The organism is Nocardioides sp. SYSU D00038 (assembly GCF_016924665.1).
GTDB lineage: Bacteria > Actinomycetota > Actinomycetes > Propionibacteriales > Nocardioidaceae > Nocardioides.
Genome location: NZ_JAFFJT010000023.1, coordinates 1 through 24,168 on the forward strand (window position 1 = coordinate 1; position 24,168 = coordinate 24,168).

Sequence of the window (24,168 nt, forward strand, 5' to 3'; positions counted from 1 at the left end):
CCCCCCCCCCACCCCCCCCCCCGCCCGCTTCTGTTCTCACCACCAACCACCCCCCCCCGACTCGGCGTACCTCGGTCAGCCCACGAGGTGGTCGAGGAGGCGGGCGAGCTGACGGGTGGGGTCGTCGGTGCGGCCGCCGTGGACGGGGCCGGGCTGCAGCACGGTGCTGCGGGGTGCCTTGAGGAAGCCGAAGCGCTGGCTGACCGGGGCGCCGGCCGCGACGCCGCCCCGCTCGTCGCCGCGGCAGACCCCCTCGACGAAGGCCAGCCCCTCCTCGACCTGAGCGAGGTCGAGGGTCGGCGCGAGTGCCAGCAGACGGGGCCGGTCGAGCCGCCAGGCGACGTCGAGGAAGTCGGTGGCCTGGCAGTAGAGGACGACGCCCACGTTGACGAACTCCTCGCGGTCGACCCGCGGGACGCAGCGCAGCGCGACGTACTGGTAGCTGTGCTCGGTCACGACGCGACCACCGGCAGCCAGTCGCGGGTGGCGAACCGGGCGGTCAGGAACGCGACGTAGGCGTCGCGGACCGCCTGCGGGGTCTCGGCGCCCGGCACCGGCTCGAGCCACACGTCGGGGACCAGCGAGAGGATCTCGGGGAAGTCGACCTCGCCGAGCCTCGTGGCGACCAGCTCGTCCGCGGCGGGTACGGCGGCCAGGTGGCGGCCGAGCACGTGGTCGCTCGGGTCCCAGGCCTGGGCCGCGAACCGGGCGGGGTCGGTGATCCCGCCGCCCCACCCGTGGTGGAACCACAGCGACGCGCCGTGGTCGATCACCCACAGGTCGCCGTGCCAGACCAGCAGGTTGGGGTTGCGCCAGCTCCGGTCGACGTTCGCGGTGAACGCGTCGAGCCAGAGCACCAGCCCGGCGTCGCGCTCACCACCGGGGACGTCGCCGTCGTAGCCGAACGAGCCGGGCAGGAAGTCGACCCCGAGGTTGAGTCCGACGCTGGCGCGCAGCAGGTCCTGCACCTCCTCGTCGGCCTCGTAGCGGGCGATCTCGGGGTCGAGCTCGAGGGCGACCAGGCGCGGGGTCCGCAGCCCGATCCGGCGGGCCAGCTCGGCCACCACCACCTCGGCCACGAGCACCCGCACGCCCTGCCCGGCACCGCGGAACTTGCACACGTAGGTGCCGAGGTCGGCGGCCTCGACCACGCCGGGGAGCGAGCCGCCCTCCCGGAGCGGGGTCACGTAGCGGGTGACCGGGACGACGGGCAGCACCCCCCGACCCTATCGCCCGTAAGACGATTGTTTGACCCAGCGTCAGAGGCGGTATACAAGGGCGCGGCGACCTCGGTCGCCGTTCCGACACCAACCTCTCCCACGAAGGAATCACTGTGCGCGCACGCCGCCTCCTGGCAGCCATCGTGACCACCGGCCTGATCGCCCCCGCGGGCGCGATCCTGGCCGCCAGCCCGGCCTCCGCGGCCACGCCGACGACCATCGTCAGCGGCACCGCCGGCCAGAGCTGGGTCTCGGCCTCCAACTACTACGGCGCCTCGCCGAGCTACGGCAAGGACTCCGTCCGCTTCTCCATCAACGTCCAGGACGCGGGCGGCGAGCAGGTCTACGACGGCGGTGTGACCGTCCAGCGCCTGCTGGCGAGCACCTCCACCTGGCAGACCGTGGCCAGCTCGACCTCGGCCTACCTCTACGACTCCATCCCGGTCGCCGGCACCGCGACCTACCGGGTCATCTACGCCGGCACCTCCGAGTTCGACCCGACCTCCGCCACCGCCGTCATCAAGGCCCAGCGCTACATCAAGGGCAAGGGCGTCAGCGGCAAGCGCACCGGCTTCCAGGGCAAGGTCAGCCCCAAGGCCAAGGTGAAGGTCACCGTCAAGAAGAAGGTCGGCAAGAAGTTCAAGAAGGTCAAGACCTTCAAGACCAAGTCCAACGGCAAGTGGAAGGTCCTGCTGCCGGCCCCGCGCCGCGGCGGCAAGTTCACCTACCAGCTGATCTTCAAGGGCAGCAAGGGCTTCGTCGACAGCGTGGTCATCGGCACCATCAAGACCTACCGGACGACCGCCAAGGCCGTCACCCGCTGACGCACGCCAGCAGGACCAGCACGACCCAGTAGCCCCCGAACGGGTCAGGCCACCGGCTCCTCGCCGGTGAGCCTGGCCCGTTCGTGCTCCACGTCGAAGTCCGCGGCCGGCCACTGCGGGTCGAGCGAGGTCAGGGCGTGGTGGAGCAGCCCGCCGATGGCGAGGTTGCGGTACCACTTGCGGTCGGCCGGCACGACGTACCACGGCGCGTGCTCGGTGTTGGTGCGCTCGAGCGCCACCTCGTAGGCCTCCCGGTACTGCGGCCACAGCGCCCGCTCGTCGAGGTCGCCGGGGTTGTACTTCCAGTGCTTGGTGGGGTCGTCGAGCCGCGCCAGCAGCCGCTCCTTCTGCTCGTCGGCCGAGATGTGGAGCATGCACTTCAGCACCACGGTGCCGCCGTCGACCAGCTCTCGCTCGAAGTCGTTGATCGCCCCGTAGCGGCGCTCGATCTCCTCGGGCGGCGCCAGCGAGCGCACCCGCTGGATCAGCACGTCCTCGTAGTGCGACCGGTCGAAGACGCCGACCAGCCCCGGCGCCGGCAGCGCCCTGCGGATCCGCCACAGGAAGTCGTGGCGGCGCTCCTCCTCGCTGGGCGCCTTGAACGAGGAGATCCGCACGCCCTGAGGGTCCATCAGGCCCACCGTGTGGCGCAGCGTCCCGCCCTTGCCCGAGGTGTCCATGCCTTGAAGCACCAGCAGCACCGATCGCCGGAAGCCGGCGGTGCCGGCCGCGAAGAGCCGCTCCTGGCGCTCGGCCAGCTCGGGGCCCAGGTCGAGCAGCGCCTGCTTGCCGGCCGCCTTGTCGCCGTCGAACCCCGGCTTCGCCCGCGTCGGGACGGCGGTGAGGTCGACGGGGCCAGGCGGCAGCCGCAGCAGCTCGGGAGTCATGCCGGCCATCATCGGCCCAGCACGGTGGCGACGTCGAGGGTGTGCCCCACGACCGTGTCGACCCCGCCGGCGGCGTTGGGCTCGTCGAACCAGAGTCCGGCGGCGAACCCGGCCCGGGCCAGCACCCGCAGCGACGCCGCGTTGCGGTGGTCGGGCGCCGCGAACAGGGTCCGGGCCGCGGGGAACCGCCGCGTCGCCAGCACCGCCCAGGCCCACACGACCCGGACGCCCAGCCCGCGACCGGTCCAGCGCGGGTCGCCGATCGCGTAGTCGACACCGACCGCGTCGGGGTCGGGCCCGAGCACGGCGAACTCGGGGTGGTCGCCGATCCGGTAGTCCTGCACGAACCCCACCGAGCGGCCGTTGGCCTCCACCACCCACATCCGGACGGGGCTCATCCCGTCGATCCGCGCGCCGTAGCGCTCGGTGACCCCGGCCAGCGTCGGCTCGCCGTCGGAGGCGAACCAGCGCTGCACGTGCGGCTCCGCCCGCCACCGCGCCACGTCGGGCAGGTCGCCGCGGACCATCGCCCGCAGCGCCACCCGCACGTCGTGGTCGACCGCGAAGACCTTGACCGGGCCGGAGAGGTCCACCGGCACCGGCTCGGCGTGCAGGCTGGCGCAGGTACGGCGGGCCGCGGCCGCCCACGACTCCCCCGGGTGCACGACGCCGGCCAGCTCGTGGCCGTCGTCGTGGACCACCACGGGGACGGGGCGGTCGGGGCCACCAGGGTCGCTCACGACCCGATTGTGGCGCTCCGCGCCCGCAGCGTCACCCGGTCCGCGGAGCCGGTCAGTCCGGCTCGGGCGCGTCGCGGCCGGCCGCGGCCAGCTCCTCGCGGACCACCGAGAACGCCAACCCGGTCGAGTAGCCCTTGCGGGCCAGCATCCCGACCAGCCGTCGGGTCGCGGCGACGTCGTCGACCCCGGCCAGCCCGCGCAGCTTCTTGCGGACCAGGGCCCGGGCGGCGGTCTCCTCGGCGGCCGGGTCGACCTCGTCGAGCACCTCACGGGTCACCTCGTCGGCGACCCCCTTGCGCCGCAGCTCCTGGGCGAGCGCCCGGCTGGCCAGGCCCCGGGCCGCGGTGGCGCCCCGCTGGTCGACCCAGCTCCGGGCGAACTGCGCATCGTCGACCAGCCCGACCTCCTCGAACCGGTCGAGGAGGCGAGTGGCGACGTCGGCAGGCACGTTGCGGGAGGCCAGCTTGTCGGCCAGCTCCCGGCGCGAGCGGGCCCGGCCGGCGAGCTGGTCGAGCAGGATCGTCCGCGCGACCGACTCGGGGTCGGCCTCCGGGCCGGCCGCGACGGTGTCGGCCGGCGGGGGCGACGGCCACCGCGAGCGGGGCCGCGACGCACGCCGGGGCTCCCCGGTTGCGGAGCCGTCGGGCGAGCCGTCCCCGGCCGGGGTGTCGGCGCGGTGGGTCCACGCGTCGACCCCGACGGAGACGTCACCGACCCAGTCGGGTGCGGGTCGCTCCTCGTCGCGCACGATCAGAAGGCGTCGACCCCGACGGGCTCGGCCACCGGCGCCTCGGCGTCGACGGTCGGGCCCACGCCGAGCTTCTCGAGGATCTTCTTCTCCAGCTCGTTGGCGAGGTCGGGGTTGTCGCGCAGGAAGTTGCGCGAGTTCTCCTTGCCCTGCCCGAGCTGGTCGCCCTCGTAGGTGTACCAGGCACCGGCCTTGCGGACGAGGCCGGCGTCGACGCCGACGTCGATCAGGCCGCCCTCGCGGCTGATCCCCTTGCCGTACATGATGTCGAACTCCGCCTGCTTGAACGGCGGGGCCACCTTGTTCTTGACGACCTTGACCCGGGTGCGGTTGCCGACCATGTCGGTGCCGTCCTTGAGGGTCTCGATCCGGCGGACGTCGAGGCGCACCGAGGCGTAGAACTTCAGCGCCTTGCCGCCCGTGGTCGTCTCGGGCGAGCCGAACATGACGCCGATCTTCTCGCGCAGCTGGTTGATGAAGATCATCGTGGTGCCGGAGTTGTTGAGGGCACCGGTCATCTTGCGCAGCGCCTGGCTCATCAGGCGGGCCTGGAGGCCGACGTGGCTGTCGCCCATCTCGCCCTCGATCTCGGCCCGCGGCACGAGCGCGGCCACGGAGTCGATGACGATCAGGTCGAGCGCACCCGAGCGGATCAGCATGTCGGCGATCTCGAGCGCCTGCTCGCCGGAGTCGGGCTGGGAGACCAGCAGCGCGTCGGTGTCGACGCCGAGGTTCTTGGCGTAGTCGGGGTCAAGCGCGTGCTCGGCGTCGATGAACGCGACGATGCCGCCGGCGCGCTGGGCGTTGGCCACCGCGTGCAGGGCGACCGTGGTCTTGCCGGAGGACTCCGGGCCGTAGATCTCCACGATCCGGCCGCGCGGGAAGCCGCCCAGGCCGAGTGCCACGTCGAGCGCGATGGAGCCGCTCGGGATGATCTCCAGCGGCGCGCGGACGTCGTCGCCGAGGCGCATCACCGTTCCCTTGCCGAACGACTTCTCGATGTTGGCGAGCGCGGCGTCCAGGGCCTTCTCGCGGTCTCCACCAGCCATGGGTGTCTTCCTCTTCTCTCGTCGGGTTCCAGGCACGTCGGCGACGCTAGGGCGGACCACCGACAGCGCCTGATCAGCGCGTCATGAGCTGTGGAGAACGTCCCGCCTGCGTCGTGCCTGTGCACACAACCTAGCCCGAACACCTGTTCGACTCGGGCCCGACACGCCGGTCACCGCTCTCCCTAGGCCGGACCGTAGAGACGTCTCAGGACACCGCGTGCGGCAGCCGCACCCGGAACCGGCAGCCGGTGGCCGGCTCCAGGTTCTCGACCTCGACCCGGCCCCGGTGGGCCTCGACGATGCCCCGGACGATCGCCAGCCCGAGACCGGCACCGCGGGTGCCGGTCTCGTCGGGCGTGCGCGCCGGGCCGCCCTGGAAGGCGACGTCGAAGAGCCGTGGCAGGTCGTCGTCCGGGATCCCGCCGCAGCCGTCGCTGACCGAGAGCTCCACGCCGTCGGGAACCGCGCGCCCCGTCACCTCGACCAGCCCGTCGGGCGGCGTGTGGCGGATCGCGTTCACGAGCAGGTTGGTCACCACCCGCGACAGCCCCGCCGGGTCGGCCACCACCTCGACGCCCGGCTCCACCCCGCCGTCCAGCCGAACGCCACGGGCGCGCGCCACCGGGTCGGCGCCGGCGACGGCCTCGCTCACGACGTCGTTGAGGTCCAGCGGCTCCGGGCTCAGCGTCAGCACCCCGGCGTGGATGCGGGAGAGCTCGAAGAGGTCGTCGACCATCGTGGTCATCCGGTCGACCTCGGCGGCGATCCGGTGCCGGTAGCGCTCGGGGTCGGCGGCCAGGCCGTCGTCGAGCGCCTCGGTCATCGCCCGCAGCCCCGCCAGCGGCGTGCGCAGGTCGTGGGAGACCCACGAGACGAGCTCGCGGCGCGACTCCTCCAGCCGGCGCTCGCGGTGGTGGGCCTCCTCCAGCCGGGCCCGGGCCAGGTCGAGCTCCTCGCTGAGCCGCCGGAACTCCGCCGACCCGACGGCGCCGCGGTCGCCGTCCCGCTCGCCCGTCCCGCCCCCGACCCGGCTGACCGCGCGGCGCAGCGACTCCGACCAGCCCACCACCGCCTGGCCGAGGGCGACCGCGACCAGCAGGGAGACGACGCCTGCCGTGGAGGCGACCGTGGTGACGACCTCGAGGTCGTGGGTGGACAGGAACATCCGCTGGGCGATCGCCAGCACGCCGAGCCAGGTGCCCACCACCGCCACGACGGCGACCACGCCGAGCTGCCAGCGCAGCGTCCGACGCCGCAGCAGCCACGCGGTGCCGAGACCGAGCACCCCCACCACCAGGGCGGCGACGGCGGACACCACGGCCACTTCGAGCAGGTCGGGGGTGCTCACGAGGCCTCCCAGCAGTAGCCGACACCCCACACCGTGCGCAGCCGGGTCGGCCGCCGGGGGTCGGCCTCGACCTTCTCGCGGAGCCGGCGCACGTGCACGGTCACGGTGGAGCCGTCGCCGAAGGACCAGCCCCAGACCCGCTCGAGGAGGTCGTCGCGCGAGAACGCGACCCCGGGATGGGCGACGAGGTGGTGCAGCAGGTCGAACTCGCGGCCGGTCAGCGCGAGCTCGCGGCCGCCGAGGACGACCCGGTGCCGCACCGCGTCGAGCTCCAGATCTCCGTCGGTCACCACTGCCGGAAGACCTGGGGCGGCGCCGGCCCGGCGCAGCACCGAGTCGACGCGCAGCGCGAGCTCGCGGGGGCTGAACGGCTTGGTGACGTAGTCGTCGGCGCCCAGCTCGAGGCCGGCGACCCGGTCGAGCTCGCCACCGAGGGCGGTGAGCATGATGATCGGCACCTCCCCCTCGGCGCGCAGCCGGCGGGCCACCTCGAGGCCGTCGATGCCGGGCAGCATCAGGTCGAGCACGACCAGGTCGGCCGGAGCGGCGGACATCTCCGCGAGCGCCTGCTCCCCGTCGCCGGCCTCGACGACGTCGTGCTGGTGGGCCAGCAGGTAGGAGACGACCACCTCGCGCACGGTCGGGTCGTCATCGACCACCAGGACCCGGGCCACCCGGCCTCCTCCCGCTCTGCTGCCGGCTGGGCTGCCGGCTCGGCTGTCGGCTCGACTGTTTGCTCGACTGCCGAGAGCGTACGACGGCGGCGGCCGCGACGACCCCGACCGTCACCGCGACGAACGCCAGCCAGCCCAGCGCGTAGTCGCGGTCCAGCAGCGTGGGGTTGTCGGCCCGGGCGCCGAACCGGCCGAGCACCGGCACCGCCAGGAGGGTGACCGCCCCCACCACCACCCCCACCACCAGCGCGGGCGCCTGCAGCGGCCGCGGGAGCAGCTGGCCGGCGACCGCCACGACGAGCAGCCACAAGGGCGCCAGCACGAGGTCGTGCACGACCACCCCGGCGACCAGCCAGGTCGCGGCGTCGAGCAGCCGGTCGGCGTCCTGGCGGCTGAGCAGCAGCCACCCGCCGTACACCCCGAGCAGCGCGCCCAGCGCACCGAGCAGCCACCTCACGCGAGCACCTCGAGCCGCCGCACCCACTTGGTCTGGAGCACACCGGGCCGGTTGGGGGCGATCACGCGGGCGGGGTAGCCGTGGTCGAGCGAGAGCGGCTCGCCGGCGAGACCGAGGGCGAGCAGGGTGCGGTCGTCGTCGGCGAAGTTGGCCTGGAGCCGGGTGACCCGGAACGGCCCCGACTCCTGCAGCGACGTGACCTCGACGTCGGCGCCGGCCGGGGCGCCGGCGAGGTCGAGCAGGTCGCGCAACCGCACGCCGGTCCAGGTGCCCTCGGCGCTCCAGCCCTCGACGCAGGCGATCGGCAGCGTCTCGGTGCGCTGCGGCAGCGCCAGGAGGTCGTCGCGCGACCAGCGGTGGGTGGTGCCGGCCACCACCACCTCCAGCACGTACGACGCCGACGTGGCCGAGGCGGTGACGCCCGCCGCCCGCGCCGACTTGTTGACCGGCACGCCGCCGGGCCCGTCGCCGGAGCGCACGCCGAGCACCGAGACCCGGCGCAGCAGCGGCACGGAGCTGCCGGCGGTCGCCAGCACCGCGACCCCCGCGGCCAGCCAGGTGGTGCGCAGCAGCCCGCGGCGCGAGACGGCGCCGACCCGGGTGGCCGAGGGCCGGTCGAGCGCGGTGTCGTCGACGTCGGCGCCCAGCGCGGCCCGAATGACCGGGAGCTTCACCGCGACGTGCACCACCAGTGCGCCGATCGCGACCCAGGCCAGGGCGTAGTGGGTGGCGCGGAAGGAGAACGCCCACGGGTACCACTGGGCGCTGTTGAGCAGCCCCGAGGCGAGCTGGAAGATCGCCGTGGCCACCAGCACCGCGATCGAGGCCCGCTCGAGCCCCTCGACCGCCAGCCGGCGCAGCCCCCGCGGTGGCCGGGCGAACAGCTTGGGGTAGACCGCCCAGAGCTTGACCAGCAGCAGCGGGACGGCAGCGGTGCCGGTGGTGACGTGCAGGCCCTGGGTGAGGCGGTAGCCCCAGGACGGGCTGGTGGGGAACGGGATGGGGTGGTCGACGTTCTGGGCGTAGTGGCTCAGAAGTCCGGTGGCGAAGCAGATGGTGAAGCAGACGCCGAGCCAGAGGCCGACCCGCGCGGCGACGGCCGCGCTGCGCAGCCGCGACCCGAACGAGTCCTCGCGCGGCACCGGCAGCCGACTCACGCCGCCTCCTCGAGGACGGCGCACCAGCGCTCCCCCACCGGCGCCAGCTCGGTGACCCGCAACCCGACCCGCCGGGCCAGGGCGGTCACTCCGTCGGCGCCGACGACCGCCCACCGGAACGGGCGGCTCCGGATGCCCTCGCACTCCAGTCGGGCCCACACCGCGCGGTCGGGCACGCCCGGAGCGGCGACCTCGACGACCAGGCGGCCGCGCGGGTCGATCAGCTCGCGGAGCCGGGTCAGCAGGTGCTCGGGGTCGCCTCCGATGCCGACGTTGCCGTCGGCGAGCAGCACGCTCATCCACCGCCCCTCGCCCGGCAGGACGTCGAACACGTCGCGGTGCAGCGCCGCGACCCCGCGGTCCTGGGTCTGGCTGACGGCCTCGTGGACGACATCGATGCCCAGCACCACCCCGCCGCGCTCGGCGAGGGCGGCGCTGAGCCGGCCGGGCCCGCAGCCGACGTCGAGGGTCGGCCCCTGGCACCGCTCGAGCAGCGCGAGGTCGTCGGCGTCGGCGGCGCGGAGCCAGGCGGGCACCGGCAGCGGCTGGGGCGCGTCGTCGAGACCCACCACCGCGCACGGGCGGCCGCGCAGGGCCGCCGAGAACACGGTGGTGAACGAGTCGTCCGGCAGGCTCACGCGGCGGCCCCCGTGATCCTCGCCCAGGCGCGGCCGAAGGCACTGTCGGGCACCAGGGCCGCCACCTCCTCCGCGTCGGCGACCGTGTCGACGTCGCGGAGGCGGGTGGTGGTGCCGACGTCGAGGCCGGCGGCCGTGAGCGCGACCCGGGTGTCGTTGTGAGTGTGGGGGGTGGACATGGGTACGCCGCGCAGCGCCGCGGCCGCCGTGCCGTCGCGGAGCGCGAGCACCCACCAGCCGCCGTCGTCGGCGGGACCGAGCACGGCGTCGTGGCGAGCCAGCCCGCGGGCGGCGCCGCGGAGCAGCTCGGGGGTCGCCTGCGGGGTGTCCATCCCGACCTGGACCAGGGGCCCCGGGGTCGACGCGTGGGCGTGGGCGAGCCTGGCGTCGAGGCCGTCGCCGTGCTGGGGCGTGATCCGCCACCCCGTCACGAGCGCGGTCAGGCGATCCGGCAGCAGGCCGTCGGCCAGGTCGCCGTCGAGAGCCAGGTGGCAGTGGCGCGACCCGAACGCCGCCGTGCACGCCACGATGGTGTCGACCAGCGCGGCCGCGGCCACCTCCGCGGCCGCCACGTCGCCGACGTCGACGGCCAACCGGGTCTTCACCCGGCCCGGCACCGGGGCCTTGGCGAGCACCAGCGCGTGGCCCAGCGGCGCAGGGGCCGGCGGAGCGGGACGTGGCGCCGCGCTCACGAGAGCACCCGCCAGAAGTCGCGGGCGGTGCGGGCGGTGCCGCGCACCGAGCCCGACACCTTCGACCGGGTGCCGGCCGCACGCGGGTGGTAGGCGACGTCGCGCTCGGCGAACCGCCACCGGGCGGCCACCGCCTTCTGCAGCAGCTCCACGGGGTAGCCGAAGCGCCGGTCGCGCACGTCGAGGGCGACCAGGTCGGCACGACGACAGACCCGCACCGGTGCGATGTCGTGGACCGGCAGCCCGATCCGGCGCCGCAGCCAGGCCACCACGAGCGCGTTGCCGAGCCGGGCGTGCCAGGGCCAGACACCGCGACGCACCGGACGGCGGCGCCCCACCGCGAGGTCGGCCCGGCCGCTGCGCACCTCGTCGAGCAGGTCGACCAGCTCGGCCGGGTCGAAGGACCCGTCGCCGTCCATGACCGCGACGTAGTCGGCTCTCGCCGCCGCGACCCCGGCCGCCACCGCCGCGCCGTAGCCCGCGGTCGCCTCGGGAACCACCCGGGCGCCGAGCCGCCGGGCCACCTCGGCGGTGTCGTCGCGCGAGCCGTTGTCGACGACGATCACGGCGAAGTCGCGCGGCACGTCGGGCAGCAGCGCGGCGAGCGCGGGTCCCTCGTCGCGGCAGGGCAGCACCAGGTCGCAGTCCGGGTCGCTCGCCATGTCATCCACGTTGCCAGCCGGTCCCCCCTCGGTGGCGGTCGAACCCTTACGAACCGGTGACGGCGCGCGCCGGCGACCGCCCGCTCGCCGCCGGTCACTACGGTCGGGGCATGACGGAGGCGGCGGAAGCGGCGGAGGGGGCGCGGGCACGGGCGCCGTGGCTCGGCCTCGCCGTCACGGGGCTGCTCGTCGCCGCGGCGTTCGCCCTGCCCCACCTGCTCGACCTCGAGGTCGCCTCCCGGGCGCCGCGCTCGGAGGTCGACGGCGCCGCGCCACCGCTGCACGGCTACTGGCACCCGCAGCTGCTCGGCCCCGGCACCCTGCCCGCCGGGCTGCTCGCGCTCGTCTCGTGGCGGTGGGCGGTCGGGCTCGCCCAGCTCCTGGGCTGGCGACGGCTGCTGCTGGTGGCGTGGGCGGTGGGCGTGGCCTGGCTGCTCGCCCTGGCGCTGGTCGACGGCACCGACGGCCTCACCCGGGTGCTGGGCAACCGGTTCGAGTACCTGCCGACCGCCCGCGCCGTCGACGACGTGCCGGCCCTGCTGCGCGGCTACCTCGACCGGGTGCCGATGGACTCCGACGACCGCTGGCCCACCCACGTGGCCGGCCACCCGCCCGGGGCCTTGCTCTTCTTCGTCGGGCTGGTGCGGCTCGGTCTCGGTGGCGACCTCGCCGCGGCCCTGGTGGTGGTGGGAGTCGCGGCGACGATCGCCCCCGCCGTGCTGGTGACCCTGCGCGCGCTGGGCGCCGAGCCGGTGGCCCGGCGGGCGGCGCCGTTCCTCGTGCTCGGCCCGGCCGCGGTGTTCCTGGCCGTCTCGGCCGACGCGGTGTTCGCCGCGGTCGGTGCGTGGGGTCTGGCCTGCCTGGCCCTGGGGGCGACCGCGCCGTCGGCGCGGCCTCGGCTGCTGTGGTCGGCGGCCGCCGGGCTGCTGCTCGGCTGGCTGGTGATGATGTCCTACGGCATGCCGCTGCTCGGCCTGGTCGCACTGGCGGTGCTGGCCGCGGCCCGCTCGTGGTCGCCGCTGCCGGTCGCGGCCGGGGCGGCGCTGCTGGTCGTGCTCGCCTTCGCGGCGGCCGGCTTCGCGTGGTGGGAGGCCTACCCGGTGCTCCACGACCGCTACTGGGACGGCATCGCCGCCGACCGCCCCGCGTCGTACTGGATGTGGGGCAACCTCGCCGCGCTCGCGGTCTGCGCCGGCCCGCTGCTCGGCCCCGGGCTGGCCCGGCTGGCCGGGCTGGGACGGCACGCGGACCGGGTGGTGCTGCTGCTGGCCGGGTCGGCAGCCGTTGCGGTGGTGCTGGCCGACCTGTCGCGGATGAGCAAGGCGGAGGTGGAGCGGATCTGGCTCCCGTTCGTGCCGTGGCTGCTGGTCACCACGGCCCTGCTGCCGGAGCGGTGGCGCCGATGGGGTCTGGGCCTCCAGCTGCTGGCGGCGCTGGTGGTGCAGCACCTGCTCTACACCAGCTGGTAGGACCCCGTCCCCGTCAGCCCCGTCAGCCCCGTCAGCCCCGTCAGCCGTCAGTCCCGCAGCGGCGCAGACCCTCAGCCGCGCAGCGGCGCAGACCCTCAGCCGCGCAGCGGCGCAGACCCTCAGCCGCGCAGCGGCGCGGTGGCGAACGCCGGCAGCCCGGTCGCGGGCGCCACCTCCGCGCGGAAGCCCAGCTCGGTGGCGGCACGCTCGGGTGAGGCCACCACGTGGCGCACGTCGCCGAGGCGGAACTGGCCGGTGATCTCGGGGGCGATGTCGCGGCCCGAGCCCTCCGCCACCAGCCGGGCCACGGTGTGGATGTCGACCGGGGTGCCGGAGGCGACGTTGAACGCCCGGGCTGAGCCGGCGGGGTCGTCGACCACCGCGGTCAGGGCCGCGAGGTTGGCGCGGGCGACGTCGTCGACGTGCACGAAGTCGCGCACCTGCCCACCGTCCTCGAAGACCCGGGGCGCCTCGCCGCGCTCGAGGGAGGAGCGGAACATCGCTGCCACCCCCGAGTACGGCGTGTCCCGGGGCATGCCGGGCCCGTAGACGTTGTGGTAGCGCAGCGCGACCACCGCTGCACCCGCCTGCCGGGCCCACGCCGAGGCGTAGTGCTCCTGGGCGACCTTGCTGGCTGCGTACGACGAACGCGGGTCGAGCCGGGCGCCCTCGTCGACCAGCGCCCAGTCGAGCGGCCGGGCGCAGCGGGGGCAGTGGTTGTCGAAGTCGCCGGACTCCAGCGCCGCCACCGTGCGCGGCGGGGGCACCTGCTCGCCGTGCTCGGCGCAGGCGTAGTGCCCCTCCCCGTAGACGACCATCGACGAGGCGAGCACCAGGCGGTCGACGCCGGCCTCGTGCATGGCGGCGAGGAGCGCGGCGGTGCCGAGGTCGTTGTGGGCGGCGTAGTCGGGCAGGTCACCCACCCTCACACCCGCACCCACCACGGCGGCCTGGTGGCAGACGGCGTCGGCGCCGCGCAGGAGGTCGACCCAGGCGGCGGCGTCGCGGACGTCGAGCCGGTGGGTGCCCGCGGGCGGTTCGGCGGTGCCGTGGGCGAGGGCGAGCATCACGTCGACCGGTACGACGTCGTGACCGTCCTCGCGGAGCAGCCGGCCGATGGTGGAGCCGATGAACCCGGCGGCTCCGGTGAGCAGCACCCTCACCCCGGCACCTCGTAGGTCAGCTCGATGCCGTCGGCCCAGGTCGAGCAGGAGCACCCGTCCGGGGACGGGAGCCCGGCGATGGTGGCGGACAGCAGGCCGGTGAGGCGGTCGAGGTTCTGGCGGAACAGCGCGAAGACCTCCTCCTGCCCGACCCCGTGACCGTGCTCGGCGCCGGCGTCCATGTCGGTGACCAGGGCGATCGCGGCGTAGCACATCCGCAGCTCGCGGGCGAGGGCCGCCTCGGGGGCGCCGGTCATGTTGACGAGGGTCCAGCCCTGGTCGGCGTGGTGGCGCGACTCCGCCCGGGTCGAGAACCGCGGCCCCTCGACGACGACCATGGTGCCGCCGCCGCGGATGTCGGGTGCGGCGGCCAGCACGGCGGCGGAGACGTGGGGGCAGTAGGGGTCGGCGAACGGCAGGTGCACCGCGCCGGTCTCGACGTAGGACCCGACCCGCCGGAAGGTGCGGTCGACCAGCTGGTCGGGCACCACGACGTCACCGGGGGCGACGTCGGAGGACAGCCCGCCCACCGCGCACGGCGCCAGCACCTGACGCACGCCGAGCGAGCGCAGCGCCCACAGGTTCGCCCGGTAGGCGATCGCGTGGGGCGGGTGCTCGTGGTGCCGGCCGTGCCGGGGCAGGAACGCCACCCGACGACCGGCCACGACACCCACCGAGACCGGCGCCGACGGCTCGCCGTAGGGGGTGTCGACCGGGACGTCCTCGGGGTCGTCGAGGAAGGAGTAGAAGCCGGTGCCGCCGATCACGGCGACCTCTGCGCGGGGCGTGCTCACGGCGCCCACTCTGCCAGCGGCGTCAGCGCGCCGACTCCGGCAGGTCCAGGGCCCGCCACACCGCCGCCCACACCTGCTTGGGCGGCACCCCGGCGCCCAGCGCCTCGCTGGCGGTGCGGCCGCCGAGCTCGGCCAGCACGTGCCGCTCCGCCCACGAGGTGGCGTACGCCTCGCCGAGGGCGTCCTCCATCCGGGCCCAGAACTCCGTGTGCCGCACGGGGAAAGGGTGTCAGACCGCGCCGGCCGGCCGGGTCACCGGTAGGGGTGGTCGTGACCGACGCGAGGCACGACGAGTCGCCCTCTTCAGCCTCGCACGTCCCAGACGTGGTGGACGACGTCGTGGAGGTGGTAGCGCGCGAAGGTGTCGACCGTGAACGACGCGCCGTCGCTGCGGCGCGCGGTGCGCGACCACTGGTCGTCGGCGACCCGGTCGTAGGCGTCGGCCGCCGCGTCGGCCGCGGCGACCAGCGCGGGCGAGACGTCCTCGGGGCGCTGGAGGTCGTAGCGCTCGGCGACCGCGGTCTCGTCCTGGTCCCAGTTGGCGAAGAGCGGGTCGGCCTGCGTGAGCATGAGGCCGAGCCGCTCGGCGAAGATGAGGTGGACGTCGCGCACGTGCGCGGCGTACTCGGTCGGCGACCACACCTCGGGCGACGGCCGCGCGGTCGCCCCGTCGCGCTGCAGCACCGTGACCCACCGCCGCGCGTTGTCGCGCACCAGGTCGCCGGTGCGGCGGGCGTCGACGGCGGCGGCGTCGAAGCCGCAGTCGGGGCAGGGCCGGTCGAGGACCCAGGTCCAGTCCTTGGTGTCGGGGGTGATGGTCGGTCCGGTCATGGCGTCATGCTGGCAGTGGCAGTGACCGGGCGCCCGCCGCGATCCTGCCAACATCGGCGAAGATGGCGCCATGTCGTCCCCGAACCTCACCGACCCCCACGACCGGGCCGTCAGCGTGCGGCCCGCCACCGCTGCCGACCTGCCCGCGGTGATGGCCGTCTACGACGACCAGGTGCGCACCGCGATCTCGACCTTCGACCTCGAGCCGCCCCCGGAGTCGGTCTGGCGGCAGCGGCTCGAGCAGCCCGAGCCCGGCGACCACTTCCTCGTCGCCGAGGTGGGCGGCCGGGTCGTCGGTCACGCCCGGTCGGGCGGCTACCGGCCGCGCCCGGCCTACCGCCACACCCGCGAGGTGTCCATCTACCTCGCCGACGACGGCCGGGGCCGGGGCGTCGGCCGGGCGCTCTACGACGAGCTGCACGCGCGGATGGCCGCCGACGACGTGCACGCAGCGCTGGCGGTGGTGGCGCTGCCCAACCCGGCCAGCGAGGCGCTGCACCGCGCGCTCGGCTACGAGCGGGTGGGCGTGCTCGCCGAGGTCGGCCACAAGCTGGGCCGCTGGGTCGACACCGCGCTCTACCAGCGGCTGCTCTGAGCCAGTGACCCCGACGACTCAGGTGACCAGCAGCGCGTCGAGGCGCCGGCGCACGACGACCGCTCCGGCGAGCCCCATGAGCAGCAGGTAGACCACCGATACGGCGGAGCCCCAGCCGACCTCGCCGGTGACCAGCTCGCGGCACAGCACCACGCCGCGGTAGAGCGGCGTCGCCTCGACCGCCCAGCGCAGCACGCCGTCGTAGGCGGTCACCGGGAAGAAGGTGCCCGAGAAGAGGAAGAGCGGCAGCTGGAGGAGGGTGATCTTGTCGAAGTCCTGCCAGGAGCGCATGTACGTCGTCAGCGCCATGCAGACCGCGCTGAACGAGAACCCGATGAGCAGGGCTGCCGGGAGCGCGAGCATGGCGGTCCAGGACCCGGTGAGGCCCAGAGCGGCCATGACGACCAGGAACATCGCGGAGTAGGTGCCGCCGCGCAGCTGCGACCAGACGATCTCGCTGCGCGCGATGTCGGCGGTGGTGAGCGGCGTCGCGAGCATCTGCTCGTAGAGGCGTTCGTAGCGCAGCCGGAAGTACACGCTGTACGTCGAGTCGAGGAGCGCGCCGTTGAAGGCCGACACCGCGAGCAACGCCGGGGCGACGAACTCCGCGTAGGGCACCTCGCGCCCGTTGACCTCCAGCACGTCGACCAGCGCGCCGACCCCGACCCCGATCGAGAGCAGGTAGAAGACGGGCTCGAGGAAGCCGGTGAGGAACAGCTTCCACGCCCGCCGGTAGACGACGACGTTGCGCGCCACCAGCACCCCGAGCGCGCGCAGCGGGGTGAGCGGGGCGGCGGTCGTCACGCGACCAGCTTCCGGGTCAGGCCGCGCACCGAGAGCCGCCACCCCACGACCACCAGAGCGGCCAGGACGACGGTGTTGACGCCGGCGACCCACCAGGTGACGTGGTCGAGGGCGAGCATCCGCGACAGGTTGACGCCGTGCCACAGCGGAGTGGCGCGGGCCACCCACGCGCCGACCTCGCCGAGGTTGGCGATGGGGAAGAACGCACCCGAGAACAGGAAGAGCGGGAAGACGCCCAGGCGGAACAGCACGCCGAACGCCTCCTCCGAGCTGATCCGCACCGTGAACGCGTAGACCAGGGCGGCGAAGGCGAGCCCGGTGATCACCTGCGCGACGTAGGCCAGCAGCGGGCCCCACCACGACTCGAAGACCCCGAACGGCGCGACCACGACCATGTAGACCGCGCACGTCGTCGCGAGCCGGAACGCCACGAACCCCAGGTGGGCGGTGACGACGTGGGTCGGGGTCAGCGGGGTGGCGAGCATCGAGGGGTAGACGGGGTTCCACTTCCACATGCTCATGACCGGCCACGTCGTCTCGCCGACGGCGGTCTGCATGGCGTGGGCGGCGATCAGCCCGGGCACCACGAACGCGAGGTAGCTGGTGGCGCCCTCGAGGGTGTCGGGGTCGGCCTCGATGAAGCCGCCCAGCAGCACGCCCATCGCCAGCACGTAGAAGAGCGGGGAGGCGAACGACGAGATCACCGATCCCCGCCAGGTGCGCCGGTAGACCACCACCCAGTAGTCGGCCAGGCGGCCCAGCCCCTCGCGCACCGAGAGCCCTGCGGCGGCGTCCATCAGTCGACCAGGGTCCGGCCGGTGAGGCGCAGGAACACGTCCTCGAGCGTGGTGCGGCGCACTAGCACCGCCGCGGGCTGGATGCCGCGCTCGTGGACCTTCGCCACCACCTCGTCGCCGTCGTGGCCGTAGACCAGCACCCGGTCGGGCAGCACCTCCACCCGCTCGCCCAGGTCGGAAACCTGCGCCGCCAGGGCGTCGTGGGTCTCCCCCACCGCGGCGACACCGAGCCGGAGCTCGGCGACCTCCCGGGTGGTGTGGGTGCGGATCAGCTCCAGCGGCGAACCCTCCGCCACGACGAGGCCCTTGTCCATCACGACCAGCCGGTCGCAGAGCTGCTCGGCCTCGTCCATGTAGTGCGTGGTCAGCACGAGGGTCACGCCCGACTGCTTGAGCCGGAACAGCCGGTCCCACAGCACGTGGCGGGCCTGGGGGTCGAGCCCGGTGGTCGGCTCGTCGAGGAGCAGCAGGTCGGGACGGTTCACCAGGCTGCGGGCGATGGTGAGCCGCCGCTTCATGCCGCCGGAGAGGTCGTCGACCTTGGCCCGGGCCTTGTCGGTGAGCTGCACGAAGTCGAGCAGCTCGTCGGCCCGGTCGCGCATCTCGCCCTTGGGGATGCCGAAGTAGCGGCCGTAGATGTAGAGGTTGTCGCGCACCGTCAGGTCGACGTCGAGGGTGTCGTCCTGCGGGCACACCCCGAGCCGCGCCCGGATCGCCGGGCCGTGCCTGGCCGGGTCGAGGCCGAGGATCCGCAGCTCCCCACCGCTGACCGGTGAGACCGCGGCGATCATCCGCATCGTCGAGGACTTGCCGGCGCCGTTGGGCCCGAGGAAGCCGAACGCCTCGCCGCGGCGTACGTCGACGCCGATGCCCCGCACCGCCTCGAGCTCCTCGCCCGGGCGGCCGAAGCTCTTGCGCAGACCGCGCGCCGAGATCATCAGGTCCGTCACGGTCGGCACCCTAGGAGTCCCACGCCGTCCGGCACACCTGGTTTCTCACGCGGCTCCCCGTGACCGGGACGAGCTGCTCAGTCCTCCGGGCCGGGCGTCTGCACCGAGTCGGCACGGGTGCCCTGGGGGTCGTCGGTGCGCTCGTCGGACTCCTCGAGGATGGCCTCGGCCTGTGCCTCGGGGTCCGCGCTGCCGGCGGTCTGCTCCTCGGGCAGCAGCTCGGCGCGGCGGTCGATCCTGGACTCGTCCGGTGTGCTGGTCACCCGACGTCGGTACCCGGCGCCCCGTCGCCGAGACCCGCTGTCGGTGCCGTAGGTCAGGATGGAGGGCATGTCCGCCCTCGACCGGTTCAGCGAGCCCACGCGCACCTGGTTCGGTGCCGCGTTCGCCGAGCCGACCCCCGCCCAGGCCGGTGCCTGGGAGGCCATCGGGGCGGGCCGGCACGCGCTGGTGGTGGCGCCCACCGGGTCGGGCAAGACGCTGAGCGCGTTCCTGTGGAGCATCGACCGGCTGCTGACCGGTCCGGTGCCCGACGACCGGCAGCGGCGCTGCCGGGTGCTGTACGTCTCGCCGCTCAAGGCGCTGGCCGTCGACGTCGAGCGCAACCTCCGCTCCCCGCTCACCGGCATCCGCCACACCGCCGACCGGCTGGGCACCCCGGTGCCGGAGGTGCGGGTGGGCGTGCGCTCGGGCGACACCCCCGCGGCGGAGCGGCGCAAGCTGGTGACCCAGCCGCCCGACATCATGATCACGACCCCCGAGTCGCTGTTCCTCATGCTCACCTCCCAGGCCCGCGAGTCGCTGCGCGGGGTCGAGACCGTGATCGTCGACGAGGTCCACGCCGTCGCCGGCAGCAAGCGCGGGGCCCACCTCGCGATCACCCTCGAGCGCCTCGACGCCCTGCTCGACCGGCCGGCGCAGCGGATCGGGCTCTCCGCGACCGTGCGCCCGCTGGAGGAGGTCGCCCGGTTCCTCGGCGGAGCCGCGCCGGTCGAGATCGTCGCGCCACCGAGCGCCAAGGAGTGGGACCTGCGCGTCGTGGTCCCGGTCGAGGACATGACCGCTCCCGGCGACTACGACGAGGAGGCCGACGAGAGCCGCCACGCGTCCATCTGGCCCCACGTCGAGGAGCGCGTGGTCGACCTCATCGAGCAGCACCGCTCCACGATCGTCTTCGCCAACTCCCGCCGCCTCTCCGAGCGGCTGACCGCCCGCCTCAACGAGATCGCCACCGAGCGGGTGACCGGCGAGTCGGCCGGGCCGGTCGGCAGCCCCGCCGAGGTGATGGCCCAGTCCGGCGCCTCGAGCGGCGCCGACCAGGTGATCGCCAAGGCCCACCACGGCTCGGTCTCCAAGGAGCAGCGGGCGCTGATCGAGGACGACCTCAAGCGCGGCCGCCTGCCCGCGGTGGTCGCCACCAGCAGCCTCGAGCTCGGCATCGACATGGGCGCGGTCGACCTCGTGGTGCAGATCGAGTCGCCGCCCAGCGTCGCCAGCGCCCTCCAGCGGGTGGGCCGCGCCGGCCACCAGGTCGGCGAGGTCTCCCGCGGCGTGCTGTTCCCCAAGCACCGCGGCGACCTTGCCCAGACCGCGGTGGCCGTGCAGCGGATGCGCAGCGGCGCGATCGAGTCGCTCTCGGTGCCCGCCAACCCGCTCGACGTGCTGGCCCAGCAGGTGGTCGCCGCGACCGCCGTCGACGCCTGGGACGTCGACGAGCTCTACGACCTGGTCCGGCGGGCGGCGTCGTTCGCCTCGCTCCCGCGCGGGGCCTACGACGCCACCCTCGACCTGCTCAGCGGTCGCTACCCCTCCGACGAGTTCGCCGAGCTGCGGCCCCGGGTCGTCTGGGACCGGGTGACCGGCCAGCTCACCGGCCGGCCCGGTGCGCAGCGGCTCGCCGTGACCAGCGGTGGCACCATCCCCGACCGCGGCCTGTTCGGCGTCTTCCTCGTCGGCGGCGAGGGCCCCGGCAAGCGGGTGGGCGAGCTCGACGAGGAGATGGTCTACGAGTCGCGCGTCGGCGACGTGTTCGCCCTCGGCGCGACCAGCTGGCGGATCGAGGACATCACCCACGACCGGGTGCTGGTCACCCCCGCCCCCGGCGTGCCGGGCCGGCTGCCCTTCTGGAAGGGCGACGCGCTCGGGCGACCCGCCGAGCTGGGCGAGGCGATCGGCTCGTTCACCCGCGAGCTCGCCGCGCTGCCGCAGGCCAGGGCCCGCGCCGCCGCCCAGGAGCACGGCCTCGACGACTACGCCGCCGCCAACCTGGTCGCCTACCTCCACGAGCAGCTCGAGGCCACCAACCTCCTGCCCAGCGACACCACGCTGCTGGTCGAGCGGTTCCGCGACGAGCTCGGCGACTGGCGGCTGGTGGTCCACTCCCCCTACGGCACGCCCGTCCACGCGCCCTGGGCGCTGGCGATCAACGCCCGGCTGCGCGAGCGCTACGGCATCGACGGGCAGGCGGTCGCCTCCGACGACGGCATCGTGGTGCGGGTGCCCGACACCGACGCCGAGCCGCCGGGCGGCGACCTCGTCGTGTTCTCGCCCGACGAGGTCGACGACCTGGTCACCCAGGAGGTCGGCGGCTCGGCGCTGTTCGCCTCCCGGTTCCGCGAGTGCGCGGCCCGCGCGCTCCTGCTCCCCCGGCGCGACCCCGGCCGCCGCTCGCCCCTGTGGCAGCAGCGGCAGCGCTCGGCCGCGCTGCTCGAGGTCGCCAGCAAGTACCCGTCGTTCCCGATCGTCCTCGAAGCGGTGCGCGAGTGCCTCCAGGACGTCTACGACCTGCCCGCGCTGGTCGGGCTGATGCGTCGGGTCGACACCCGCCAGGTGCAGGTGGCCGACGTGTCCACAACCTCGCCGTCGCCCTTCGCGCGCAGCCTGCTGTTCGGCTACGTCGCCCAGTTCGTCTACGAGGGCGACTCCCCCATCGCCGAGCGGCGGGCCGCCGCGCTCTCGCTCGACCAGGGCCTGCTCGCGGAGCTGCTCGGCCGCGCCGAGCTGCGCGAGCTGCTCGACCCCGAGGTGCTGGCCGAGGTGGAGGCCGAGCTCCAGCGGCTCACCCCCGAGCGGCAGGCGCGCGACGCCGAGGGCGTCGCCGACCTGCTCCGGCTGCTCGGGCCGCTCTCGACCGCCGAGGTGGCCCAGCGCAGCCGCGAGCCCGACCAGGCCGGTGCCTGGCTGGAGCTGCTCGTGGCGAGCCGCCGGGTCGCCGAGGTGCGGGTCGCGGGCGAGCCCCGGTGGACCGCCGTCGAGGACGTCGGCCGCCTGCGCGACGGACTGGGCGTCGCCGTGCCTCCCGGCACCCCGGAGGCGTTCACCGACCCCGTCGACGACCCCCTCGCCGACCTGGTGGCCCGCTACGCCCGGACCCACGGCCCGTTCACCACCGACCAGGTGGCCGAGCGCCTGGGCCTCGGCGGCGCCGTGGTCCGCCACACCCTGCAGCGGCTGGCCACCCAGGGCCGGGTGCTCGACGGCGAGTTCCGGCCCTCCGGCAGCGGCACCGAGTGGTGCGACGCCGAGGTGCTGCGCAGCCTGCGCCGCCGGTCGCTGGCCCGGCTCCGCAAGGAGGTCGAGCCGGTCCCGCCCGAGGCGCTCGGCCGGTTCCTCACCGCGTGGCAGCACGTCGGCACCTCGCGGGGGCCGCGGGGGGTCGACGGCGTGCTCTCGGTCGTCGACCAGCTCGCCGGCTGCCCGGTGCCGGCCAGCGCCCTCGAGCCGCTGGTGCTCGCCAGCCGGGTGCGCGACTACGAGCCCGCCTTCCTGGATGAGCTCAGCGCCACCGGCGAGGTCGTCTGGGCCGGGCACGCCACGCTGCCGGGCGCCGACGGGTGGGTCTCGCTCCACCTCGCCGAGAGCGCGCCGCTGACCCTGCCCGAGCCGGCGCCGCTGGAGCTCACCGAGCTCCACGAGGCGGTGCTGGCCGCGCTCGATCCCGGCGGAGCCTGGTTCTTCCGCCAGCTGGCCACCACCGTCGGCGCCACCGACGACGCCGCGCTCTCAGCGGCCCTGTGGGACCTCGTCTGGGCGAGCCGGGTCACCAACGACACCCTCGCCCCGCTGCGCGCGCTCGGCCGGGGCGGCCGCACCGCCCACCGCTCCCGCAAGCCGCCGCCGCGGCTGCGGATGTCGTCGACCACCGGCGGCCGGATGCCGGTGCGCGGGGGTCCGCCCGAGACCGCCGGCCGCTGGGCGCTGCTGCCCGCGATCGACACCGACCCCACCCGGCGCGCCCACGCCACCGCCGAGCGGCTGCTCGACCGGCACGGCGTGGTGATCCGCGGCGCCGTCGTCAACGAGCGGGTGCCCGGCGGGTTCGCCGCCGTCTACAAGGTGCTCTCGGCGTTCGAGGACTCGGGCCGCTGCCGACGCGGCTACTTCGTCGACGGCCTCGGCGCCGCCCAGTTCGGCACCTCCGGCTCGATCGACCGGCTGCGCACCTTCACCGAGCTGTCACCCGACGCCAAGCCGCACGCCGTGGCCCTGGCCGCCACCGACCCCGCCAACCCCTACGGCGCCGCGCTGCCGTGGCCGGAGCGCCCGCAGTCCGCGGCGGAGGGGGCCGGGCACCGCCCGGGGCGCAAGGCCGGTGCGATGGTGGTGCTGGTCGACGGCGTGCTCACCCTCTACGTCGAGCGGGGCGGACGCACGCTGCTCACCTGGGGCGACGACCCCGACCTCCTCGGCCCGGCCGCCACCGCCCTGGCGGCCGCCGCCGGTCGCGGATCGCTCGGCCGGCTAACTGTCGAGAAGGCCGACGGCGAGCAGCTGCTGGGCTCCGGCTCCACCCCCCTGCGCGAGGCGTTGCAGGCTGCGGGGTTCGTCTCGACACCGCGCGGCCTGCGGCTGCGGGCGGCCGCCCGTGCCTGAGGGCGACACCGTCTGGCGCGCGGCCCGGCTGCTCGACCGCGAGCTGTCGGGCGAGGTGCTCGAGCGCACCGACTTCCGGGTGCCCCAGCACGCGACCGCCGACCTCTCGGGCGGCACCGTGGCCGAGACCGTGTCGCGCGGCAAGCACCTGCTGACCCGGATCGACCACGACGGCGCCGCGTGGACGCTGCACACGCACCTGAAGATGGAGGGTGCCTGGCGGGTGCTCGAGCCGGGCCGGCGCTGGCCGCGCCCGACCCACCAGGCCCGGGTGGTGCTCGAGGTGCCCGGCCGGGTCGCCGTCGGGTTCAGCCTCGGCATCGTCGAGCTCTTCCCGCGCGAGCGCGAGGACGACGTGGTGGGCCACCTCGGCCCCGACCTGCTCGGCCCCGACTGGGACGAGGACGAGGCGCTGCGCCGGCTGCTGGCCGAGCCCGACCGGCCCGTGGTCGAGGCGTTGCTCGACCAGCGCAACCTCGCCGGCATCGGCAACATGTACGCCGCCGAGCTGTGCTTCACCCACGGGGTACACCCGGCCACCCCGATGGGCGCGGTGGCCCAGCCCGAGCGGTTGGTGCGGCGGGCCCGGCAGATGCTCCAGCTCAACAAGGAGCGGGCGGTGCAGTCGACCACCGGCAACCTGCGGGAGCGGGAGCGGATGTGGGTCTACCGCCGCGACCGGTCGCCGTGCCGGCGGTGCGGCACACCGGTCGCGGTCGCGATGCGCGGCTCGCAGGGCCGCGAGCGGGCGTCGTACTGGTGCCCGGTCTGCCAGCCCGAGCCGGCGTAGCCGGACG

Annotated in this window: 26 protein-coding genes; 5 read left to right on the forward strand and 21 right to left on the reverse strand. The window is 74.8% G+C overall.

All coding sequences use genetic code 11. The annotated features are described in order from the left end of the window. Positions 1 to 75: 75 nt before the first annotated feature. Entirely contained in the window at positions 76 to 456 is a 381-nt protein-coding gene (locus JT721_RS12720; protein WP_205473517.1) for a DUF3037 domain-containing protein, read from the reverse strand. Then, positions 453 to 1,217 (reverse strand): HipA family kinase, encoded by a 765-nt coding sequence (locus tag JT721_RS12725; RefSeq protein WP_205473518.1) that lies wholly within the window; start codon positions 1,215 to 1,217, stop codon positions 453 to 455. The genes JT721_RS12720 and JT721_RS12725 overlap by 4 nt, the downstream gene beginning before the upstream one ends. A 116-nt stretch (positions 1,218 to 1,333) precedes the next feature. Here JT721_RS12725 and JT721_RS12730 point away from each other — a divergent pair, with 116 nt between their 5' ends. After that, positions 1,334 to 2,044, forward strand: coding sequence for a hypothetical protein (locus tag JT721_RS12730; protein ID WP_205473519.1), 711 nt, complete (start codon positions 1,334 to 1,336; stop codon positions 2,042 to 2,044). Between the two features lie 44 nt (positions 2,045 to 2,088). Here JT721_RS12730 and JT721_RS12735 read toward each other — a convergent pair whose 3' ends face one another. From JT721_RS12735 to JT721_RS12785, 11 genes are all read right to left on the reverse strand, one after another. After that, a complete protein-coding gene (locus JT721_RS12735; protein ID WP_205473685.1) occupies positions 2,089 to 2,940 on the reverse strand; it encodes a polyphosphate kinase 2 family protein in 852 nt (283 codons plus the stop codon). Beyond that, on the reverse strand, positions 2,940 to 3,671 hold the full coding sequence (locus JT721_RS12740; RefSeq protein ID WP_307828030.1) for a GNAT family N-acetyltransferase: 732 nt from the start codon (positions 3,669 to 3,671) through the stop codon (positions 2,940 to 2,942). The genes JT721_RS12735 and JT721_RS12740 overlap by 1 nt, the downstream gene beginning before the upstream one ends. Before the next feature lie 52 nt (positions 3,672 to 3,723). Continuing rightward, positions 3,724 to 4,419 carry a regulatory protein RecX gene (locus JT721_RS21765; RefSeq protein WP_307828031.1) on the reverse strand — a complete coding sequence of 232 codons (696 nt, stop codon included), beginning with the start codon at positions 4,417 to 4,419 and terminating at the stop codon, positions 3,724 to 3,726. A 2-nt stretch (positions 4,420 to 4,421) separates the two neighbouring features. Next, positions 4,422 to 5,468: a recombinase RecA gene (gene recA, locus JT721_RS12750; protein WP_205473520.1), complete on the reverse strand. Its 1,047-nt coding sequence runs from the start codon at positions 5,466 to 5,468 to the stop codon at positions 4,422 to 4,424. Positions 5,469 to 5,673: 205 nt separating this feature from the next. After that, complete coding sequence (locus tag JT721_RS12755) at positions 5,674 to 6,816, reverse strand: HAMP domain-containing sensor histidine kinase (protein ID WP_307828032.1); 1,143 nt, start codon at positions 6,814 to 6,816, stop codon at positions 5,674 to 5,676. Further along, positions 6,813 to 7,490: a response regulator transcription factor gene (locus JT721_RS12760; RefSeq protein ID WP_205473522.1), complete on the reverse strand. Its 678-nt coding sequence runs from the start codon at positions 7,488 to 7,490 to the stop codon at positions 6,813 to 6,815. The genes JT721_RS12755 and JT721_RS12760 overlap by 4 nt, the downstream gene beginning before the upstream one ends. Next, positions 7,465 to 7,947 (reverse strand): hypothetical protein, encoded by a 483-nt coding sequence (locus JT721_RS12765; protein WP_205473523.1) that lies wholly within the window; start codon positions 7,945 to 7,947, stop codon positions 7,465 to 7,467. Before JT721_RS12765 ends, JT721_RS12760 begins: the two co-directional genes overlap by 26 nt. Further along, on the reverse strand, positions 7,944 to 9,104 hold the full coding sequence (locus tag JT721_RS12770; protein ID WP_307828033.1) for a molybdopterin-dependent oxidoreductase: 1,161 nt from the start codon (positions 9,102 to 9,104) through the stop codon (positions 7,944 to 7,946). Before JT721_RS12770 ends, JT721_RS12765 begins: the two co-directional genes overlap by 4 nt. Then, positions 9,101 to 9,742 carry a bifunctional 2-polyprenyl-6-hydroxyphenol methylase/3-demethylubiquinol 3-O-methyltransferase UbiG gene (locus JT721_RS12775; RefSeq protein WP_205473524.1) on the reverse strand — a complete coding sequence of 214 codons (642 nt, stop codon included), beginning with the start codon at positions 9,740 to 9,742 and terminating at the stop codon, positions 9,101 to 9,103. Before JT721_RS12775 ends, JT721_RS12770 begins: the two co-directional genes overlap by 4 nt. Further along, positions 9,739 to 10,434, reverse strand: coding sequence for a DUF2064 domain-containing protein (locus JT721_RS12780; protein ID WP_307828034.1), 696 nt, complete (start codon positions 10,432 to 10,434; stop codon positions 9,739 to 9,741). Before JT721_RS12780 ends, JT721_RS12775 begins: the two co-directional genes overlap by 4 nt. Continuing rightward, positions 10,431 to 11,096 carry a glycosyltransferase gene (locus tag JT721_RS12785; RefSeq protein ID WP_205473525.1) on the reverse strand — a complete coding sequence of 222 codons (666 nt, stop codon included), beginning with the start codon at positions 11,094 to 11,096 and terminating at the stop codon, positions 10,431 to 10,433. Before JT721_RS12785 ends, JT721_RS12780 begins: the two co-directional genes overlap by 4 nt. A 110-nt stretch (positions 11,097 to 11,206) precedes the next feature. On the opposite strand from JT721_RS12785, the gene JT721_RS12790 reads away from it, so the two are divergent. Beyond that, the gene (locus JT721_RS12790; RefSeq protein WP_205473526.1) at positions 11,207 to 12,565 is read left to right on the forward strand and encodes a hypothetical protein; all 1,359 of its coding nucleotides are present in this window, start codon (positions 11,207 to 11,209) and stop codon (positions 12,563 to 12,565) included. Positions 12,566 to 12,684: 119 nt separating this feature from the next. Here the strand turns inward: JT721_RS12790 and JT721_RS12795 are convergent, their stop codons facing one another. The 4 genes from JT721_RS12795 to JT721_RS12810 form a co-directional block, all read right to left on the reverse strand. Further along, complete coding sequence (locus JT721_RS12795; protein ID WP_205473527.1) at positions 12,685 to 13,728, reverse strand: NAD-dependent epimerase/dehydratase family protein; 1,044 nt, start codon at positions 13,726 to 13,728, stop codon at positions 12,685 to 12,687. After that, the gene (locus JT721_RS12800; protein ID WP_205473528.1) at positions 13,725 to 14,522 is read right to left on the reverse strand and encodes an S-methyl-5'-thioadenosine phosphorylase; all 798 of its coding nucleotides are present in this window, start codon (positions 14,520 to 14,522) and stop codon (positions 13,725 to 13,727) included. The genes JT721_RS12795 and JT721_RS12800 overlap by 4 nt, the downstream gene beginning before the upstream one ends. A 22-nt stretch (positions 14,523 to 14,544) precedes the next feature. Beyond that, positions 14,545 to 14,739, reverse strand: coding sequence for a DUF3046 domain-containing protein (locus tag JT721_RS12805; RefSeq protein ID WP_205473529.1), 195 nt, complete (start codon positions 14,737 to 14,739; stop codon positions 14,545 to 14,547). A gap of 86 nt (positions 14,740 to 14,825) precedes the next feature. Then, on the reverse strand, positions 14,826 to 15,353 hold the full coding sequence (locus JT721_RS12810) for a DinB family protein (RefSeq protein ID WP_205473530.1): 528 nt from the start codon (positions 15,351 to 15,353) through the stop codon (positions 14,826 to 14,828). A gap of 70 nt (positions 15,354 to 15,423) precedes the next feature. Here JT721_RS12810 and JT721_RS12815 point away from each other — a divergent pair, with 70 nt between their 5' ends. Next, a complete protein-coding gene (locus tag JT721_RS12815) occupies positions 15,424 to 15,948 on the forward strand; it encodes a GNAT family N-acetyltransferase (RefSeq protein ID WP_205473531.1) in 525 nt (174 codons plus the stop codon). A gap of 18 nt (positions 15,949 to 15,966) precedes the next feature. On the opposite strand, the gene JT721_RS12820 is transcribed toward JT721_RS12815, so the two are convergent. The 4 genes from JT721_RS12820 to JT721_RS12835 all read right to left on the reverse strand — a co-directional run bounded on the left by JT721_RS12820 (position 15,967) and on the right by JT721_RS12835 (position 18,762). After that, positions 15,967 to 16,752 carry an ABC transporter permease gene (locus JT721_RS12820; protein ID WP_205473532.1) on the reverse strand — a complete coding sequence of 262 codons (786 nt, stop codon included), beginning with the start codon at positions 16,750 to 16,752 and terminating at the stop codon, positions 15,967 to 15,969. Beyond that, complete coding sequence (locus JT721_RS12825) at positions 16,749 to 17,549, reverse strand: ABC transporter permease (RefSeq protein ID WP_205473533.1); 801 nt, start codon at positions 17,547 to 17,549, stop codon at positions 16,749 to 16,751. The genes JT721_RS12820 and JT721_RS12825 overlap by 4 nt, the downstream gene beginning before the upstream one ends. Then, entirely contained in the window at positions 17,549 to 18,487 is a 939-nt protein-coding gene (locus tag JT721_RS12830) for an ABC transporter ATP-binding protein (protein WP_205473691.1), read from the reverse strand. The genes JT721_RS12825 and JT721_RS12830 overlap by 1 nt, the downstream gene beginning before the upstream one ends. Positions 18,488 to 18,576: 89 nt before the next feature. After that, positions 18,577 to 18,762: a hypothetical protein gene (locus tag JT721_RS12835; RefSeq protein ID WP_205473534.1), complete on the reverse strand. Its 186-nt coding sequence runs from the start codon at positions 18,760 to 18,762 to the stop codon at positions 18,577 to 18,579. Between the two features lie 67 nt (positions 18,763 to 18,829). Here JT721_RS12835 and JT721_RS12840 point away from each other — a divergent pair, with 67 nt between their 5' ends. Further along, positions 18,830 to 23,371, forward strand: coding sequence for an ATP-dependent helicase (locus tag JT721_RS12840; RefSeq protein WP_205473535.1), 4,542 nt, complete (start codon positions 18,830 to 18,832; stop codon positions 23,369 to 23,371). Further along, positions 23,364 to 24,161 carry an Fpg/Nei family DNA glycosylase gene (locus JT721_RS12845; protein WP_205473536.1) on the forward strand — a complete coding sequence of 266 codons (798 nt, stop codon included), beginning with the start codon at positions 23,364 to 23,366 and terminating at the stop codon, positions 24,159 to 24,161. Before JT721_RS12840 ends, JT721_RS12845 begins: the two co-directional genes overlap by 8 nt. The last annotated feature ends 7 nt before the right edge of the window (positions 24,162 to 24,168 follow it).